Source organism: Flexivirga oryzae (assembly GCF_014190805.1).
Taxonomy (GTDB): Bacteria; Actinomycetota; Actinomycetes; order Actinomycetales; family Dermatophilaceae; genus Flexivirga; species Flexivirga oryzae.
In genome coordinates this window covers 307,640-324,849 of the sequence record NZ_JACHVQ010000001.1, presented here as the reverse complement: position 1 = coordinate 324,849, position 17,210 = coordinate 307,640, and the positions used below count along the sequence as shown (strand labels likewise).

Below are 17,210 nucleotides of genomic sequence, written 5' to 3'. Positions count from 1 at the left end.
GGTGGGTGTCAGCCGTTCTTGGCTTTGCTGACGGCTTCGGTGGCTTGGGGTAGGACGTTGAACAGGTCGCCGACGACGCCGAAGTCGACCAGTTCGAAGATGGGTGCTTCCTCGTCCTTGTTGATCGCCACGATCGTCTTGGAGGTCTGCATCCCGGCCCGGTGCTGGATCGCCCCGGAGATCCCACACGCCACATACAACTGCGGCGACACCTGTTTACCGGTCTGACCCACCTGATTCGAATGCGGGTACCAGCCCGCATCCACCGCCGCCCGGGAGGCACCCACCGCCGCACCCAGGGTGTCCGCGAACGCCTCCACCGGGGAGAAGTCACCACCGGTACCCCGGCCACCGGACACCACGATCTGCGCCTCGGCCAACTCCGGACGCCCCGACTTCGCCTTCGCCTGCGTCCCGGTGATCCGGGCAGCCTTCGCAACCTCGGACACGCTCACGTCCACTGGGACCACGGTGGCACCGGCCTGGTTGGCCTGCGGCGGGGCCGTGTTCGCCTTCACCGTCACGATCGCCGGGGCAGCCGTCACCTGCGAGGTCACCGTGTAATTGCTGGCAAAGGCGGACTGGGTGGTGGTCACCCCACCCTCACCGGACGCCTCGACATTGGTGGCGTCGGTGACCAGGCCGCCACCGGTCTTGACCGCCAGGCGGGCCGCGGCCTCCTTGGCCACCGCACCCGTCGGGATCAACACCGCCACCGGGTCACCGGCCGCCGCCACGACCGCAGCCAACGCCTCCGCCAACGGCGCGGCCAGCCCGCCGGTCACGTCGGGGTTGTCCACGACATACACCGTGCCGGCACCGAACTGTGCAAGACGCGGCCGGGCCGCCTCCACGGTGCCGCCCACGAACACCGCGGACGGCTCACCCAACCGGGCCGCCAACGTCAACAACTCCGCAGTGTTCTTCTTCACCTGTCCGTCGGTGTGATCGACCAGAACCAGGACTTCACCCATCACAAACTCCTCAACGATTTCGGTGCGATCAGATCAACTTGGACTTGGCCAGGAACTCGGCCAGCTTCGTGCCGCCATCACCCTCATCGACCACGATCTCGCCCTGCTCCCGCGCCGGACGCGCCGTGAACGACACCACCCGGGTACCCGCGTTCGCCAAACCCACAGCCCCCGCGTCCACGCCCAGATCCGCCAACGACCACGTTTCCACCGGCTTCTTCTTCGCCGCCATGATCCCCTTGAACGACGGATACCGCGGCTCATTGATCTGATCGGTCACCGACACCACCGCCGGCAACGACGCCTCCAACGCATCCGACGCCGTATCACTATCCCGCCGGCCCTTGACCAGCCCATCGGCGACCTCCAGCGTCGACACCTGCGTCACCTGCGGCAACCCCAGACGCTCGGCCAACATCGCCGGCACCACACTCATCGTCCCGTCCGTGGACGCCAACCCCAACAACACCAACTCCGGTGCACCGTCCGCGGCCTTCTTCACCGCCTGCGCCAACACCAACGACGTCGCCGCCGCGTCGCTGCCGTGGATCGCGTCATCCAACACGTGCACACCCTTGTGCGCACCCATCTGCAACGACTTCTTGATCGCATCCGCAGCACCCTCCGGGCCGACGGTCACCACCGTGACCTCACCCCCGGACGCCTCCGCGATCTTCAACGCCTCCTCCACGGCGTACTCGTCCAACTCGGACAACAAACCATCGACATTCGCCCGATCCGTCGTGTTGTCCTCACTGAACGTCCGATCCGCTTGCGCATCCGGCACGTACTTCACACAGACCACAATGTTCATGCGTCTCTCGTCCTCTTCCATCAGGGTGCGAGTGTCTGACCCGAGGTCAGGTGCTTTCCGGTGGGCACAGCGCGCCCAAGCCTCAGGCGATGGTATGCCGAGGCGGTCGTGCCCGGTACGCGCAGCATGCTACCCACGGGTAACATCCGGTCGGCGGGCGACCCCGCCCTCAGTGGTGACGGAGCCAGATGATGATCATGCCCACGATGGTGAGCGCGACGATGATCCACGGTGCGAGCTTGTTGAGCACGAACTGTGTGGTGGTGAGCTGTTGGCCCGGGGCGACTATATAGACGTCGGACCGGGAGCCGGCGGCGAGGTCGAAGACCGCGGCGCCCACGACGACCACCGCTCCGATGGCGAACAGCAGCGAGGGTGGCAGTCCTGCGGTCCGGTCGACGTCCTTGGCGACGCCCGTCCAGCCGAGGAGCGCCAGGAACATCCCGATGAGACCGACGACGGCAACGCTGATGGCGATCAGCCGGCTTCGCTCGGCGGCCGCGCTCCCCGGGGTGATGGGTGCGTCGGTACTCATGAAATCTCTGTCCTCTTCCTACGACGAAGGACCGGTGATGATCGCGAGATTAGCGTCATCACCGGCCCTCGTGGGGTACGAACCGCTGGAGAACTACTGCTGGGCGCCGTCTGCGCCCTCCTGAACAGCCTGGGCCATGGCCTGCGCCACGGCGGGAGGCTCCGAAGAGGTGGCGGCGTGCGGGCCGTCGCTCGTGACGGCCTGGTGCCACAGCTGCACTGCGGTGAGGACCATCTGCGTGGTCGACTGCACCAGCGTCTTGACGTCGTCGGCCTCCGACACGAGATGCTCGCCGGTGACGATCAGGTTGCCGTTGGCCAGGCCGGTCTTGACGATGTTGAGGCTCAGCGACACGTCGTTGGCCGCGAGCAACTGCTTGGTGACGTCCTGGGGAAGGTCGTCGGTGATCTGCCACTGGCCGAAGACACGCATCATGGCCGGCTCCCCGTCGACGCAGCGCACGAACAACTGCTGGCCCTCGACCTTGTAGCTCACGTCGCCGTCGGCATCGACCTCGGGGCGGAAACCCTCGGACTGCAGCGCGTCCAGCACCCGCTGCTGCAGCTGGTTGTCCCCGGCCGGAGCGGACGGTGCCGAGGCAGGCGGTGCGAAGTTGGGCAACGATGTGGGATCTGTCATACGAGCCACGCTACTTCACCCGGCGACTCGCCAGTAAATCTCGGGGGCGGGTGGCTAATGTTCGACGGGTGCCCGAGTCACTCACCGCAACAGCCAGGACCTCCCCCGACGCTCCCCCGCCCCTCGGCGCGACAGCCGACGGGACCGGGGTGGAGTTCTCGGTGTATGCCGGCAACGCGACCGCGGTCGACGTGTGCCTGTTCGACGAGCACGGCGCCGAGCGGCGCGTGTCACTGCACCGGCACGCACACGGCATGTGGGCCGGGCACGTCCCCGGGATCGTGGTCGGCCAGCTGTACGGCTACCGCGCCACGGGTCCGTGGGATCCGACCCAAGGTCACCGTTACAACCCGGCCAAGCTGCTGCTCGACCCGTACGCGCGCGGCGTGGTCGGTGAGATCGACTGGCGCCCGGAGGTTTTCGGCCATCGTGTGGAGGACGACCTGAGCGGCGATGCGGAGGTGCGCGACGACCGCGACAGCGCGCCATACGTGCCACGCAGCGTCGTCGTCGGCAACGGCTTCGACTGGGGCGACGACAAGCCACCGCACACACCGTGGGATCGCACCTTCGTCTACGAGACCCACGTGCGCGGGCTCACCCGGACGCTGCCCGACGTGCCCGAGCACCTGCGAGGCACGTATGCCGGGGTCGCGCACCCGGCGACGATCGCGCACCTGACCCGGCTGGGCGTGACCGCGGTGGAACTGCTGCCGGTGCACGCGTTCACGTCCGAGCCCGAGCTGGTGCAGCGCGACCTCACCAACTACTGGGGTTACAACACGCTGGGCTTCTTTGCGCCCCATCCGGCATACGCCGCCGCCCAGTCGCCGCAGGAGGCCATCCACGAGTTCAAGGGCATGGTCAAGCTGCTGCACGCGGCGGGCCTGGAGGTCATCCTCGACGTGGTCTACAACCACACCTGCGAGCAGGGCAGCGGGTCCGGCGCGACCCTGTCCTGGCGTGGCCTGTCGTCGGCTACCTACTACCGGCTCGACGAACGCGGCAACGACGTGGACGTGACCGGCTGCGGCAACACTCTCGACATGCGGCATCCGGAAACCGTTCGGATGGTTCTCGATTCGCTGCGCTACTGGGCGACGGAGATGCGCGTCGACGGTTTCCGTTTCGACCTCGCACCGGCGCTGGCGCGCGGGCTCGACGACGCCTTCCACCCGGACCATCCCTTCCTGATGGCGCTGCGAACCGACCCGGTCCTGTCACGGGTGAAGCTCATCGCCGAGCCGTGGGACGTCGGGTCGCACGGCTGGCGGACCGGCCAGTTCCCCGCGCCGTTCGCCGACTGGAACGACCGTTTCCGGGACACCGTGCGCAACTTCTGGCTGGTCGATCTCGCCGGCGACCAGGCCGGTCATCCCGGGCACGGCGTCAGCGACCTGGGCACCCGGATCGCCGGCTCGCGCGACCTGTTCGCGTCCCGGTCGCCGCTGGCGTCGATCAACATGATCACCGCTCACGACGGTTTCACCGCGGCCGACGTCGCGTCATACGACCACAAACACAACGACGCCAACGGCGAGGGCGGCACCGACGGCAGCAACGACAACCACTCCTGGAACTTCGGGGTCGAAGGCGACGACGGTGCGAGCGACGTGATCGAGGCGTCGCGGCGCCGCGCGATCCGCAACCTGCTCGCGACGCTGCTCACCTCGGCCGGCGTGCCGATGCTGCTCGGCGGCGACGAGTTCGGACGCAGCCAGCAGGGCAACAACAACGCCTACTGCCAGGACAACGAGATCAGCTGGTACGACTGGGATCTCGCGAAGCGGCAGGCCGATCTGATCGATACGACGACCTTCCTAATCGAGCTACGGGCAGCTCACCCGGTACTGCGCCAGCGCACCTTCTTCCCGGGTGACCCGATCGACGGGGATGCGTTGGCCGCGCTGCACTGGCACGGCGCGGACGGGTCGATCATGACCGCCGACGAATGGAACGACGGTGGCACGCGCACGCTCCAGGTCGTCTTCGACGGCTCGGACGTCGGCGATGACCGGATCCTGCTCGTGTTGCACGGTGGCGCGCACGACCGCGAGGTGACGCTGCCGGCACAGACCGGTGTCACCCGGTGGGAGCTGGCGTGGGACAGCTTCTACGAGCGACCGGACGAGCTGCCGAGCGCGAGCGTCGCCGTCGGTGCCGAACTCACCATGCACGCCGGCTCGTTCGCCATCCTCATCGGCGCCTGACCGAGAGGAGCACATCCGCACCCGCAGGAGTGGAAATCCCGGCCGGATTCGTCGTCCGGTGAGTCGGTTTGTGCTCCTCTCGGTGGGTCAGTCGACCTCGTGGGTCGCGATGACCTCGCGGTACCAGTCGAAGCTGGCCTTCGGCGTCCGCTCCAGCGTGTCGTAATCGACCCGGACGAGACCGAAACGCGGCTGGTAGCCACGAGCCCACTCGAAGTTGTCCAGCAGCGACCACACGTAATAGCCACGCACGTCGACGCCCTTGGCCATCGCGCCGCGGACCGCTTTCAGGTGGTCGCTGACGTACCGGATCCGGTCCTGGTCGTCGATCCGGCCGTCCGCGTGCACGATGTCGGGGCAGGCGATGCCGTTCTCGGTGATGTAGATCGGCGGCAACTGCTCGCCGTAGGTGTCCCGCAACCAGGTGAGCAGATCGGTGAACGCATCGGCATCCACCGGCCAGCCCATCTCGGTGCGGTACTCACCCTCGCGCTCCTGCAGCTGGTAGCCGAGGTCGGACGCCACCCGCCGGGCGGCCTCCGGCTCGTCCGGGGCGCTCGCCTCCGGGCGACTCGGGAAGTAGTAGTTGACCCCGAGGAAGTCCAGCGGCTGGTGTGCCGTCCCCAGGTCGCCGTCCCGGATCCAGGAGAAGTCGGTGATCGGCGCCCACACCTCCCGCGCGTGCTCCGGGTAGGTCCCCGCGAGCACCGGATCGGTGAAGATGAGATTGCTGACCAGCTCGCAGCGGCGGGCCGCTTCGATGTCTTCGGGTGAGTCCGAAACCTGCTGCACCGAGGCCAGATTGAGCGTGATGCCCACCTGTGCGCCAGGAACGGCAGCGCGGACGGCCTGCGCCGCGAGCCCGTGACCCAGCATCAGGTGATGGGCGGCTTTGAGCGCTCCCTCGCCTTCGTGTGCGCCCGGTGCGTGCACGCCCTCGGAGTAGCCGAGGATCGAGGAGCAGAACGGCTCGTTCAGGGTGATCCACCGCTTGACGCGGTCGCCCAGGTGGCCGGCCGCGACCGCGGCGAACTCCGCGAACCGCTCCGCCGTGGCGCGTTCCCGCCAGCCGCCCTGATCCTCCAGTGTCTGCGGCAGGTCCCAGTGGTAGAGCGTGACCGCCGGTTCGATGCCGGCGGCGAGCAGTTCGTCCACCAGCTTGTCGTAGAACGCCAGGCCCGCCGCGTTGATCGGTCCGTCGTCGGGTTTGATGCGCGGCCAGGCGAGCGAGAAACGGTAACTGTCGAGGCCGAGCTGCCTCATGAGTGCGACATCCGCGCTGAAGCGGTGGTAGTGATCGCATGCGACGTCGCCGTTGTCACCGCGCGCGACCATACCGGGGGTGTGACTGTAGGTGTCCCAGATCGACGGGGTGCGGCCGTCCTCGGAGACCGCACCTTCGATCTGGTACGACGCGGTCGCCGCCCCGAAGCTGAAATCGGCAGGGAACTGAACGGTCACAGTGATGCTCCTTCGGGGCGGTGCGGTTGGATCTGACGGTACTCGGCGGCACTCGGATCGTTCGGTGCCAACGGTGTTGCAGGTAGGTGGACGACGGCGACCCCGTAGGGCGGCAACCGGTCGACGCCGTACGCATCCACGTCGACCGTGTCGGCGGAAGCGTTGATCAGCCAGCCGAATTCGTCGCCGTCACGGTGGGTGAGGCCATCGGTCAGCACGCGCGGGTCGTCGATGTTGATCCGTCGCTCGACCCCCGCCTCGACCGCCAGGGCGTCATACAGCCGCCAGCTGTCCTCGGGGTTGACCCGCGAGGTCCGGGCGGCGAAGTACTCGACCGGCAGGGTGCAGAGCACGGCCTGCCCGTCGCCGTGCCGCTTCCTGGTGAGCACCGGCCGGCCGTGCTGGTCGACGGCGACGACCTCGGCGTCGAGCGGCAGCACCGGCAGGATGCTGCGTCCGCCGGCGGACCCGGCGGCGGTGAAGCGCAGGGTGTCACCCGCCTGCAGCGAGCCGAAGTCGACGAGGAGACGGACCTCCACGACGTCGTCCTCGACCGGTTCGACCAGCCCGTACCGCAACGCGTGACGCACACCGAAGGTCGGCTCCAGCCCGGTCCACCACGGACCTCGTTGGATCGGTGAGTCACCCAATCCGTAGGAGACGTAGACGGTTCGGCCGTTCGCGGCCTGCTCGTTCAGGTGGCGCCAGGTCGGCGCCGTGAGTGCCTTGACCGACGGAACGATCACCAACCGCGCTTTGTCGGGAACCGGCTCCGGCTCGCGGATGAACGCGGGGCCGAGCCCCGACTCCCGGCAGGCGACGTATGACTGCTCCAGCGCGGCGACGATGTCGGTGCGCTCCTGCTCCTCGAAGGTCCAGTGCTGGGGTGCGTCGAGGTATGACGGGACGAGCAACGCCACCTGCGATGGCCACCTGCTGCAGTGCGTCAGGTCGAGCCGATCGACCAGGGCGCGGAACTGCGTGATCTCGTGCAACTGCGGCTTGGCCGACCCGTCGACCCGGGTGAGCCCGAAGTGCAGCTCGAACGGGTGGTGCCGGTACGGGTCCTGGTCGGGCAGATTGTCGAAATCGGTGTTGTTCCAGGCCAACCAGCCGGTCGCGCCGGCCAGCAGGGTGGTGTGCAGCACCTGGCGGTAGTAGTCGGCGGAGTGCTCATCGGACGCGAAGTCCGAGGTCACCCCGAACTCCTCGAGGACCACGGGTAGCTCGGCAACACCGGCCAGCTCGCAGATGAACGCGGCACGCAGGTGCTGGCGAACCGGATCGTCACCCATCGGGTAGGCGTGCGGCCCGACGAAGTCGGTGAGCCGGGCGAGGTCGCGGACGCTGAAGCCGTTGTCCTTGCCGGTGACCTCCTGACCCCACGCGCCGTCGCCGATCGACACCGGGCACGCCGGGTCACCGGAGCGGATCGCCGTCACCATCAGCTGCGCCCAGGCGGTCACGTCCTCCCGCCGCGCCGAGCCGCCGTAGATCGGCATCTCGTTGGAGACCAGCCACCCGACGATCGCCGGGTGGGCGGCGAAGCGTGACGCGACCCGGGCCAGGTAGCCCGACTGCTGGGCGACCAACCAGGTATCGGTGTAGAGATTCCGATCGCCGCGCCAGGACGGATCCCAGTTCTCTCCCGACATGTGCCCGACGAGAAAGGTTGGGATGGTGCGCATTCCGAGCTCGACGTGCAGGTCGAGGAACTGCGCGTAGCGCTCCATCACCGCCTCGTCGAGACGCCCCGCCTCCGGCATCGCGTGTGGCCAGAACAGGAACGACCGGGTGACGTCCAGTCCGGCCGCCGTCATGGTGGACAACTCCTCGCGCACCAGGCCTTCGTCGTACGACTGCCACATGAAGGGCCCACCGCCACGGGACCAGAAGTTGCTGCCGAACCACACCTGGTCGGTGTCCCCCACCCGCACGAAGCGCATGGGTCGCTCGATGCCGCCGCTCAGGTGCTCCGTCGCGCTCACTTGACCGCTCCCGCCGTGAGACCGGCCACCAGATAACGCTGCAGGAGCAGGAAGGCGATGACGATGGGGACACTCACCACGAGGGACGCGGCCATCACCTGGTTCCAGTAGACGTTGATCTGGGTGGAGTAGCTCTGCAGGCCGATCGACAGCGTCTGTGTGTCCGGGCTGGTCATCTGCGAGGCGAACAGCACCTCACCCCACGAGGTCATGAACGAGTAGACGGCGACCGCGATCACGCCGGGACGTGCGGCGGGCAGCACCACGCGGAACAGTGTCCCGAGTGTGGATGCTCCGTCGACGCGCGCTGCCTCATCCAATTCCCTTGGTATGCCGTCGAAGTAGCCGGCGAGCATCCAGATCGCGAAGGGTAGCGAGAAGGTCAGGTAGGTGATGATGAGACCGACCCGTGTCTGGTAGAGCAGCGTGAAACCCAGGACCTTGTCGATGTTGACGAAGATCAGGAACAGCGGCAAGAGGAACAGGATGCCCGGGAACATCTGCGTCGACAGGATCGTGGTGGTGAATACGCTGCGCCCGTGGAACCTCCACCGGGACACCGCGTAGCCGGCGAAGATCGCCACGATGACACTGAGCACCATCGAGATCGAGCACACGATCAGGCTGTTGAGGAAGTACTTGCCGAGCGGCACCGTGCTCCAGATGTCCTTGAACGGCTGGAACGTCACATGGCTGGGCCACCACTCGAACTTGCCCTGCACGTCGCCGAGCGGTTTGACCGAGCTGGTGAACAGGACCCACATCGGCACGAGGATGAAGGTGGTCAGCACCGCGAGCACGACGACGCGAAAAACCTTGAACGACACCGGTTCACGCACGACGTGACCTCCGATTGAATACGAGCAGATAGAGACCTGTCACGACGAGCAGGAAGACGAGCAACAGCACGGACATCGCCGAGCCGAAGCCGAAGTCCCAGTTGACGAACGACGCACCGTAGATGTGCACCGAGATGATGTCCGCCGACTTGGGCGGCTGGGCACCGAAGAGCACGAACGGGGTGTTGAAGTCGTTGAAGGTCCACAGGAACAACATCAGGATCATCACCAGGTTGACCGGACGCAGCGCCGGCAGAGTGATGTGGCGGATCTGCTTCCAGATGCCGGCTCCGTCGACGGCGGCCGCGTCATACACGTCGTCCGGGATGTTCTGCAGGCCGGCGAGCAGCATCAGGAACGCGAACGGCCACGAACGCCAGACGGCGACGATCACCATCGACCAGAACGCGTTGCTGCCGATCAGCCAGAAACTGTCGCCGTTGGTCAGACCCAGCGACTTCAGCACGTGGTTGACCAGACCGTTGTCCCGCTGGAGCATGAAGCTCCAGGTCATGATGCCGGCGTAGATCGGCATCGCATAGGGCACCAGGAACAGCGTGCGGAACAGCCCACATCCACGGAAGTTGCGATGCAGCACCAGTGCCGCCGACATGCCGAAGGTCCACGAAATACCAACGACCAGAACGGTGTAGAGACAAGTGACCTCGAAGGAGTGCAGGAAGCTGTTGCCGACCGGCGAGGAGAAGTCCAGTGCGAGCTTGTATGACGACAGGCCCTGCCACGGCGCGGTGGACCAGTTGGCGATGTACGCCTGGGTCAGCCCGACGAAGGACATCCACACCCCGACGACCATCGGGACGATGTGGATCAGCAACTCCAGGATGATCGCCGGCGCGATCAGCAGGTATGGCGCGAGCCGGTGTGAGGTGCCACGTCCACGGCCCGGCTTCTCGGGCCCCGGCGAGCCCCGACGGGCGGCCTTGCGCCGCCCGTCGGTCCGGTCCAGCGTGGTGTGCGACGTCATCAGCCCGCAGCGGCCATCTTGTCCTGCGCCTGCTGCAGCGCCGCCTTGATGTCACTGTCGGAGGGAGCCTTGCCGGTCGCCGCCTGGGCGATCAACTGGTTGACGGCGTTGCCGACGTTCGTCTCGAACTGCGACTCGTTCGCCAGCAGCGGCAACGGAACCGCGCGCGTCGCCAGGATGTTCTGGAACGCCTTGGCCTCCGCCGCGTTCTTGGTGAAGTTCGGTGTCGCACCGGCATTGACCGGCAGGGCGGCGAACGGAACGTCGAGGATCTTCTGCTCGGCCGGGCTGGTCATGAACTTCACGAACTTCAGCGCCGCGTCCTTGTTCTTGGTGTTCTTGAAGATCGACATGTTGATGCCGGCGACGAAGCTCGCGGTGTTCTTCTTCCCGGTGGGGGCCGGGATGGCGACCACACCGTAGTCGCTGGTCTTCATCCCGTCGGCAACCAGCGTGTTGTCCGCGTTGTTCTGGCTCATCAGCATCGCGGCCTTGCCCTTGGCGAAGTCACCGGGCGCTTCCGGGCCGTTCTTGTACTGCACGCTGCTGGGGTTGACGACCTTGTTGCTCATCAGGTCGACGTACTGCTTGACGCCGGCCACCATGCCCGGCGAGGTGAAGTTCGCCTTTCCGCTCGAGTCGAAGGGGTCGGCTCCCTGCTGCTGGCCGAAGATGAAGGCGAAGTGGACGCTCTCGGTGTAGCTGCCGCCCTCCATCGCCATGCCGTAGACGCCCTTGCTGGAATCGGTCAGCTTCTTGGCGTCCGCCTGCAGTTCCTCCCAGGTCGTCGGTGGCTTCAGGCCCGCGTCGGCGAACATCTTCTTGTTGTAGTAGAGCCCGTAGACCAGCGAGTAGAGCGGGACCGAGGTCGGGTCCTTACCTGCCACGCCACCGGTCGCGAAGGACGCCGGCACGAACTTCGACTTGCCGCCGATGGCGGTCAGGGCGCTGGAGTCGAAGGGCAGGAACGCCCCGGTCGCCTGGAGCGAGGGCGCCCAGGTGTTGCCGATGTTCAGCACGTCGGGTCCCTTGCCGCTCGAGGTCGCGGCCAGGATCTTGTTGAGCAGGTCCGGCCAGCCGATGACCTGCAGGTTGACCTTGATGCCGGTCTGCTTCTCGAACTTCTTCAGCTCCGGGCCCAAGACCTTCTTGTCGACGTCGATCGACGCACCCTGGTTGCTGGCCCAGTAGGTCAGGGTGGTGCCCGAGCCGGAGCCCGAACCGCCGCCCGATCCGCTGGACCCGGAACTGCCGCCACACGCGGCCGTACTCGCGACCATTGCCACGATCGCCAGCGCTGGAATGAGACGTCTCTTCACGATTGAACCTCCGGGCCACGCAGAAGGATCGTGCTGCGTGCGCCTGCTCTGAAATGACTTCCGCACGACGCCTTGTCGCGCGAAAGACATCACATCACTTACTCGTGTAAGTTCATAGGCGCGTTATCGAATCGTTACCTGCGGTTTCTTGGCCCGATGCTCAGCGCGCCGGGCCGGAGCTGGCTCGCTCGCGCAGTTGCGAGCGGGCCACCGGCACCAACCCCGGCTGCTTGCCGGAGACGAGGTCGAGCAGCGTCTCGGCCGCCTGGCGGCCATAGGCCTGGTTGTTGCGGTAGAGCGCTGTGAGCTCCGGATCGACCGCTTGCGTCAGCGGCGAATCATCCCATCCCACAACGGAGAACTCGTCAGGAACCGATCTGCCGAGCTCGCGGAGCATCTTCAGCCCGGCGACCGACATGTGGTCGTTGCTGAAGATAAACGCAGTGGGCGGCTCGGCCTCGGAGAGGAATCGCCGGACGGCGGCGCGTGCATCCTCCGGCGCGTAGTTGCCCTCCACGGAGACGACGGACATGCCGCGTCGCGCGGCCGCGGTGCGCACACCTCGCTGGCGACCCCGCTCGTGCACGAACTCCCGTGGCCCGCTCACGTGGGCGATCCGCCGGTGTCCGAGGTCCGCCAGATGGTCGACCAGCAGCGCGGCGTCGCCGGCCTGATCGGTCCAGACACACGGCAGGTCGATGCCCTTGCGGGGACCTCCACAGAGCACGGCGGGTAGGCCGATCTCCTCGACCGCGGCGAGTCGAGCATCGTGATGACGCTCGTCCACGAGGATGACCCCGTCGATGCGCCCCTCGCCCCACCACCGTCGATAGGTCTCGATCTCCACGTCAGGAGCGTCACCGATGACACGCAGGAGCAGGCTCCAACCACGTTCCACCAGAACGCTTTCCACGCCCGCGAGAAACTCGAAGAAGAAGGAGTCGACGGCGAAGGTCGCCGTCGGCCGGGACAGCGCCAGGCCGATGACCTGGATGTCGGACCCCATCAGCGCCCGGGCGTTCGCGCTCGGGTGCCAGCCGAGCTCGACCGCGAGTTCGAGCACGCGTTCCCGGGTGTCGGCCGCGACGCCGGGCTGGCCGTTCAGGGCGTAGGAGACCGCCGCTCGCGAGATGCCCAACTGTCGGGCAATGTCCGCCATCGTCGCTTTTGCAGCCATCGGTTCCCTCCCGTGCTCGCACCCAGTGCGCCGAGTTTACTTACTCCCGTCAGCCGAGTTTGCCGCACCGGACCGGCGAATGTGCCGCAACCACAGCAGACCGAGGACCGGCAGGATCAACGGCACATAGCCGTAGCCCTGGCCGAACTTCGACCACACGGTGGTGTCGCCGGCCTGCCCCGCGGCCACAAAGGCCGCCGTGTCGGCATACGACCAGATCCCCACGGCAACGACTCCGAACAGCTCGAAGCTGATGGTTGCCAGCGCAATTCGGGCGCTGGTGCGGTTGCCACGGCCGAGCGCCACCGTCGCCACGCAGTAGACGACGGCGGCCACCGCCGACAGCCAGTAGGGCAGGTGCTGATGCGGCCAGGTCTGTGCGATCTGCATGATCGACCGCCCCGTGGCCGCGAGCGCGAAGAGGCCGTAGATGGCCACCAGCATGCGGCCCGGGCCGGTGTTGACGCGAGAACTCGTGGGTGTCGGTTGGCTGCTGATGTCTCTACGCTCCGTTCCAGAGTTGCAGGAGGCGGGCGACCATCACGAGCAGGCCGAGGGTCGCGACCAGCAGGACGCCTGTCCCCCAGCGGGACTCCCGCTCGGCGATGCCCCAGAAGCCGGCGACCGGCAGCACGCAGACCAGCCCGGCCAGGTAGGCGATGAACAGGCCCTTCGACATGTGCGCGTCGGCGTCCCCGATCCGCACCAGCCCCACCACCAGCTGCGCGATGACGGCCACCTCGGTGACGCTCGCGAGGTAGAACATCGGGTTGTCCACCGGTCGCCCCCGCGCGGTCAGATATGCCGCATAGATAGCCAAGACCGCCAACAGTGCGATAAGCAGGATTGTCAAGGGCAGGAGCACCCGCACATCGTACGGAACCCTCCGACTCAGCAAGCACGCAGCTGAGCCACCGACGATGACGTGCGGGGCCCGGGATCGCAGGAGATCGAAGGAGACGGTATGGCGCGATGGCAACAGGCAACGGCCCTGGCAGCAGGGTCCCTCGTGGGTCTGGCGGTACGTGACCTGGTCCAACGGCAGCACTCGGTGCTGCGCAACTACCCCGTCGTCGGCCACCTGCGCTACCTGCTGGAGGACATCCGCCCGGAGATCCAGCAGTACTTCATCGAACGCAACTGGGACGGGCGCCCCTTCGACCGCGACACCCGCTCGGTCATCTACCAGCGGGCCAAGGGTACCCACGGCGAGCAGCCCTTCGGCACCGAGCGCGACGTCGACCGCGCGGGCTACGAGGCGTTGGTCCACTCCACCGCGCCGCTGGAGAAGCCCGACCGTCCGCCCCGGGTCCGGGTCGGCGGGAAGGACTGCGGCAAGCCGTACGACATGTCGCTGCTCAACGTGTCCGCGATGAGCTTCGGGGCGTTGTCCGCCAACGCGATCCGAGCGCTCAACAAGGGTGCTGCCATGGGCGGTTTCGCCCACGACACTGGGGAGGGCGGCCTGACGCCATACCACCTGGAGAACGGCGGCGACCTGGTCTGGGAGATCGGTTCGGGCTATTTCGGCACCCGGACCAAGGACGGCGACTTCGACCCGGACATCTTCCGCGACAAGTCGACCGACGACCGCGTCAAGTGCGTGTCGCTGAAGCTGAGCCAGGGTGCCAAGCCGGGGATCGGCGGGGTGCTGCCGGCGGCCAAGGTGACCGCGGAGATCGCCCAGTTCCGCGGCGTGCCCGAGGGGCAGAAGTGCGTCAGCCCGGCGCGTCACAAGGTCTTCTCGACGCCGGTCGAGCTGATCGAATTCATCGCGAAGATGCGCGAATTGAGCGGTGGCAAGCCGGCCGGATTCAAGCTGTGCATCGGCTCCCGGCGGGACGTGCTGGCCATCTGCAAGGCAATCCGCCAGGTCGGCACCGCACCGGACTTCATCATCGTCGACGGCTCCGAGGGCGGCACGGGAGCCGCACCGCTGGAGTACGAGGACTACGTCGGTATGCCGCTCAGCCACGGCCTGATGACGATGCACAACGCGCTCGTCGGCACCGGGCTGCGCGACGACATCAAACTGGGTGCGAGCGGCAAGATCGCCGGCGGGGCCGACATCGTCAAGCGGCTCATCCAGGGCGCCGACTACACCAACTCCGCGCGGGCGATGATGATGGCGATCGGTTGTATCCAGGCGCAGCAGTGCCACACCGGCAAGTGCCCGGTCGGCGTCGCCACCCAGAACAAGCGGCGGGCACACGCGCTGGACGTGCCGTCCAAGAGCGAGCGGGTGCAGCGCTACCACCAGGCGACCGTGGAGCAGGCGGCGCAGCTGATGGCGACGCTCGGCGCCCGCGAGCCGCACGAGCTCAGCCCGCACATGCTGCGGCACAACATCTCCCCGGGCGAGAGCCGCAGTTATGCGGAGTTGTTCACCTGGCTGCAGCCCGGCGAGTTGCTCGCGGCGGCACCGGAGACGTGGGCGACGGACTGGGAGGCGGCCAGCGCGGACAGCTTCAGTCCGCAGATCTCGCAGTACCGCGCCGGTGAGGGGCGCTCGGCATGACCGACGTCGCGGAGCTGATCGTCGCCGCACTGGCCGAGCACGGGGTGCGGCAGGTCTGGGGTGTGGTCGGCGACGCACTCAACCCGGTCACCGATGCCATCCGCCGGCAGGAGGGCATCGAATGGATCGGCGTGCGGCACGAGGAGGCTGCCGCCTTCGCGGCCGGCGCCCAGGCGCAGCTCAGCGGCCGCATCGGTGTCTGCATGGGCACCGTCGGACCGGGCTCCATCCACCTGCTGAACGGCCTGTATGACGCCAAGAAGTCGCACGCACCCGTCCTCGCGCTGTGCGGCCAGGTGCCCACCCCCGACATTGGCACCGACTTCTTCCAGGAGGTCAACAACGACGTGCTGTTCGCCGACGTGGCGGACTTCGCGCAGACGATCACCAGCCCGGGGCAACTGCCGCAGCTGCTGGAGCAGGCGGTCAACACCGCGTATGCCGAAGGCGGTGTCGCCGTACTCACCCTGCCCGGTGACGTGGGCTCCCTCGACATACCGCGGGGCACCCGGCCACCGCACTTCGCGCCGCGCGCCGCCCAGGTGACCGCGCCCGAGGACCAACTGACTGAAGCCGCGCGAGCCCTCAACGCCGCCGAGAAGGTGACGTTGCTGGTCGGGTGCGGCGCGGCCGGGGACCGCACCGAGGTGCTGACGATCGCCGAACGGCTGAAGGCGCCGATGGTGCTGACGCTGAAGGCGAAGGCCGGGCTCGAGGCGGACAACCCCTACCAGCTCGGCCAGTCCGGGCTGATCGGCAATCCGTCCACCCGGAAAGCGTTCGACGACTGCGACACGCTGTTCCTGATCGGCACCGACTTCCCCTACCGTGACTGGTACCCACAGGGCAAGACCGTGATCTCGCTGAACTCCCGCGCCGGGCACATCGGCCGTCGGACACCGGTCGACCACGCCCTCGTCGGACACGCCGGGCCGACGTTGCGCGCCCTCGCCGACCTGCTGGACACCAAGGACGACACCGACCACCTGCGCTCCGCGACGGACGCCTATGCCGGCTGGTTGGACGATCAGGCCGAACTCGCCGACCCGGACCACGACGACCGCACCTGGCTGGGCAAACTGCGCGGCAAGGCGGACAACCCGGAAGGCCTCATCCGGCCGGAGGTCGTCGCCGCCGCTCTCGACCGGCACGCCGCGACCGACGCGGTCTTCACCACCGACACCGGTATGTCGACGGTGTGGATCAGCAGGTTCGTCCAGCTGCGCGGCGACCGGCAACTGATCGGGTCCTACAACCTCGGCTCGATGGCCAACGCGATGCCGCAGGCGCTCGGCGCGCAGGCTCTCGACCGCGGCCGGCAGGTCATCGCCAACTGCGGCGACGGCGGGCTGATGATGCTGCTGGGCGACCTGCGGACGGCCGTGACCTACCGGCTGCCGGTCACTTTCGTGGTCTACGACAACGGTCGGCTGGGCATGGTCAAACTCGAGCAGGAGCAGGGCGGCCTGCCGGAGTTCGGGACCGAACTGGACAACCCCGACCTGTCCGCGGTCGCCGCGTCGCTCGGTCTGCGATCGCGCCGGGTCACCGAGGCCGAGGACGTGGACACCGCGGTCCGGGAGGCGCTGGCGCACGACGGGCCGTACCTGCTGGACTTCGTGACCAACCCCGACGAGATCGCGCTGCCGCCGAGGACGACGGCCGCGGACGCCTGGGGGTTCGCGATCGCCAAGTCCAAGGAGTTCCTGGAGAGCCGGTGATCCCGCACCCCTCTGACCGAGAGGAGCACT

Annotated in this window: 15 protein-coding genes; 3 read left to right on the top strand and 12 right to left on the bottom strand. The window is 67.4% G+C overall.

Annotated features, from left to right (window positions below; genetic code table 11):
* Nucleotides 1–8: 8 nt before the first annotated feature.
* The 4 genes from FHU39_RS01500 to FHU39_RS01485 form a co-directional block, all read right to left on the bottom strand.
* Entirely contained in the window at nt 9–974 is a 966-nt protein-coding gene (locus FHU39_RS01500) for an electron transfer flavoprotein subunit alpha/FixB family protein (RefSeq protein ID WP_183318320.1), read from the bottom strand.
* Nucleotides 975–1,002: 28 nt separating this feature from the next.
* Complete coding sequence (locus FHU39_RS01495) at nt 1,003–1,788, bottom strand: electron transfer flavoprotein subunit beta/FixA family protein (RefSeq protein WP_183318318.1); 786 nt, start codon at nt 1,786–1,788, stop codon at nt 1,003–1,005.
* Nucleotides 1,789–1,957: 169 nt separating this feature from the next.
* A complete protein-coding gene (locus FHU39_RS01490) occupies nt 1,958–2,323 on the bottom strand; it encodes a hypothetical protein (RefSeq protein WP_183318317.1) in 366 nt (121 codons plus the stop codon).
* Nucleotides 2,324–2,416: 93 nt separating this feature from the next.
* Nucleotides 2,417–2,962, bottom strand: a complete 546-nt coding sequence (locus tag FHU39_RS01485) for a hypothetical protein (RefSeq protein WP_183318315.1) — start codon at nt 2,960–2,962, stop codon at nt 2,417–2,419.
* A 68-nt stretch (nt 2,963–3,030) separates the two neighbouring features.
* Between FHU39_RS01485 and glgX the strand changes: the two genes are divergently transcribed.
* Nucleotides 3,031–5,172: a glycogen debranching protein GlgX gene (glgX, locus tag FHU39_RS01480; protein WP_343065689.1), complete on the top strand. Its 2,142-nt coding sequence runs from the start codon at nt 3,031–3,033 to the stop codon at nt 5,170–5,172.
* A gap of 87 nt (nt 5,173–5,259) precedes the next feature.
* Here glgX and FHU39_RS01475 read toward each other — a convergent pair whose 3' ends face one another.
* From FHU39_RS01475 to FHU39_RS01440, 8 genes are all read right to left on the bottom strand, one after another.
* On the bottom strand, nt 5,260–6,633 hold the full coding sequence (locus tag FHU39_RS01475; protein WP_343065688.1) for a GH1 family beta-glucosidase: 1,374 nt from the start codon (nt 6,631–6,633) through the stop codon (nt 5,260–5,262).
* Nucleotides 6,630–8,621 (bottom strand): cellulase family glycosylhydrolase, encoded by a 1,992-nt coding sequence (locus FHU39_RS23935; RefSeq protein WP_343065687.1) that lies wholly within the window; start codon nt 8,619–8,621, stop codon nt 6,630–6,632. The genes FHU39_RS01475 and FHU39_RS23935 overlap by 4 nt, the downstream gene beginning before the upstream one ends.
* On the bottom strand, nt 8,618–9,460 hold the full coding sequence (locus FHU39_RS01465) for a carbohydrate ABC transporter permease (protein ID WP_343065686.1): 843 nt from the start codon (nt 9,458–9,460) through the stop codon (nt 8,618–8,620). The genes FHU39_RS23935 and FHU39_RS01465 overlap by 4 nt, the downstream gene beginning before the upstream one ends.
* The gene (locus FHU39_RS01460) at nt 9,453–10,445 is read right to left on the bottom strand and encodes a carbohydrate ABC transporter permease (RefSeq protein WP_183318311.1); all 993 of its coding nucleotides are present in this window, start codon (nt 10,443–10,445) and stop codon (nt 9,453–9,455) included. The genes FHU39_RS01465 and FHU39_RS01460 overlap by 8 nt, the downstream gene beginning before the upstream one ends.
* On the bottom strand, nt 10,445–11,764 hold the full coding sequence (locus FHU39_RS01455; protein WP_343065685.1) for an ABC transporter substrate-binding protein: 1,320 nt from the start codon (nt 11,762–11,764) through the stop codon (nt 10,445–10,447). Before FHU39_RS01455 ends, FHU39_RS01460 begins: the two co-directional genes overlap by 1 nt.
* A 160-nt stretch (nt 11,765–11,924) precedes the next feature.
* Nucleotides 11,925–12,941, bottom strand: coding sequence for a LacI family DNA-binding transcriptional regulator (locus tag FHU39_RS01450; RefSeq protein ID WP_183318309.1), 1,017 nt, complete (start codon nt 12,939–12,941; stop codon nt 11,925–11,927).
* Between the two features lie 36 nt (nt 12,942–12,977).
* Nucleotides 12,978–13,385, bottom strand: coding sequence for a hypothetical protein (locus tag FHU39_RS01445; protein ID WP_183318307.1), 408 nt, complete (start codon nt 13,383–13,385; stop codon nt 12,978–12,980).
* Between the two features lie 58 nt (nt 13,386–13,443).
* Nucleotides 13,444–13,761, bottom strand: a complete 318-nt coding sequence (locus tag FHU39_RS01440) for a hypothetical protein (RefSeq protein ID WP_183318305.1) — start codon at nt 13,759–13,761, stop codon at nt 13,444–13,446.
* 144 nt (nt 13,762–13,905) lie between these two features.
* Here FHU39_RS01440 and FHU39_RS01435 point away from each other — a divergent pair, with 144 nt between their 5' ends.
* Together FHU39_RS01435 and FHU39_RS01430 are read left to right on the top strand one after the other, a co-directional pair.
* Complete coding sequence (locus FHU39_RS01435) at nt 13,906–15,459, top strand: FMN-binding glutamate synthase family protein (RefSeq protein ID WP_183318303.1); 1,554 nt, start codon at nt 13,906–13,908, stop codon at nt 15,457–15,459.
* Nucleotides 15,456–17,180 (top strand): thiamine pyrophosphate-dependent enzyme, encoded by a 1,725-nt coding sequence (locus FHU39_RS01430; RefSeq protein WP_183318301.1) that lies wholly within the window; start codon nt 15,456–15,458, stop codon nt 17,178–17,180. Before FHU39_RS01435 ends, FHU39_RS01430 begins: the two co-directional genes overlap by 4 nt.
* The last annotated feature ends 30 nt before the right edge of the window (nt 17,181–17,210 follow it).